This is a genomic window from Dietzia sp. UCD-THP, from assembly GCF_000349585.1.
Taxonomy (GTDB): Bacteria; Actinomycetota; Actinomycetes; order Mycobacteriales; family Mycobacteriaceae; genus Dietzia; species Dietzia natronolimnaea_A.
Genome location: NZ_KB714677.1, coordinates 1 through 1,165, shown reverse-complemented (window position 1 = coordinate 1,165; position 1,165 = coordinate 1). Strand labels below are relative to the sequence as shown.

Sequence of the window (1,165 nt, the reverse complement as noted above, 5' to 3'; positions counted from 1 at the left end):
CTAGCACCCTAGCGTACTAGTGCGCTAGGGTTTGTGGGTCTGGGGAGGATCGTTATTTGGCTGTGAACTGCACGGATGAGCCGCCGCGGCGGCGGTCAACCAAGGGTCGGGACGTAGGGCACGGTGTAGGTCCGGCCGCCGCTGGTGAATATGCCCTCTGCGTATGTTCCATCGTCGGCGGCGAGATTATTGGCCAATGCCCAGACCTGGGCGGCGAGGTCGTCGGCGTCGAGGTCGCCGTCCGGATCGGTGTGCGGCGTGACGATTCCGGCGCGGTGGCCGATGCTGACACGGCGGGCTCGGCGGTCGCCGTCGAGCGCCGCCATGACGACGGCGTGGGTCAGCTCAACAACGGTCGCCGCGCGTAGCGGTTCGGGTGTGCTCATGGCGGCAAGCGTGCCACGGCATCGGCCCGGTCTCGGCCGAGCTGCGGCCCCGTGCCGGGCTTCTGTGGTGTCCTGCGGCGGTGTGAAATGCCGAGCGGGGCCGACCTCGGTCGGCCCCGCTCGGCGGCTGCTCGCTAGTGGACCACTTGGAAGTCGTGGAGCCTGACGGATGCGTGGTCTCGGTGGTCTGCCTGGGTGGCCTCGAAGTACGCGACGAACGCGCGAAGTCCTGCGCCGGGAATGTGCAGGCGTCCCGAGACCTGGAACGCCTTGATGCGGGTGGCTCCGTGCACGGCCTGAGCATCCGCGCGGCCGAGGAACGCGGGCCGCTCCTTCGAGTTGGTCGTCTCGCGCTGAACGGCGGCGCGATTGACGGCGGCGGCGCCGCTCTTGGTGACCAGGTGACCGGTCTTGATGTCGAACTCGGACAGGCGCGGCCGCTGCCGGTTGTAAACCTTCACGGCGACCCGCAGCGCGTGGCGCATACGGCGGTCCTCCTCGGCGGTGACGCCGCCCGCATTGGCGGGGCTGCTGGTGCGCGCGACCGGAGGGGTGAGGTCTTCGTGGGTGACGGTCCTGACGTGCTCAGCTAGCCATTCGGCGGCAGTCGCGGCATCGACACCGAGGTAGCGCAGGTGCGCATATCCGGCACGGACCTCTTCGAGACCGGGGGCGATGTACGCCGGGGCGGTGGTGCTGGTCATGGTGTCCCTTTCCCTTGTTGGTGTACCACCATACTAGCACCCTAGCGTACTAGGACGCTAGGGTTTTGGGGGTCT

The 1,165-nt window shown here is 68.2% G+C and carries 2 protein-coding genes; both read right to left on the bottom strand.

Features of this window, described 5'->3' with window-relative positions; translation table 11 throughout:
- Positions 1-95: 95 nt before the first annotated feature.
- Entirely contained in the window at positions 96-386 is a 291-nt protein-coding gene (locus H483_RS37980; protein ID WP_017838660.1) for a hypothetical protein, read from the bottom strand.
- A gap of 134 nt (positions 387-520) precedes the next feature.
- Entirely contained in the window at positions 521-1,090 is a 570-nt protein-coding gene (locus H483_RS37975) for a hypothetical protein (RefSeq protein WP_017838659.1), read from the bottom strand.
- Positions 1,091-1,165 lie beyond the last annotated feature (75 nt).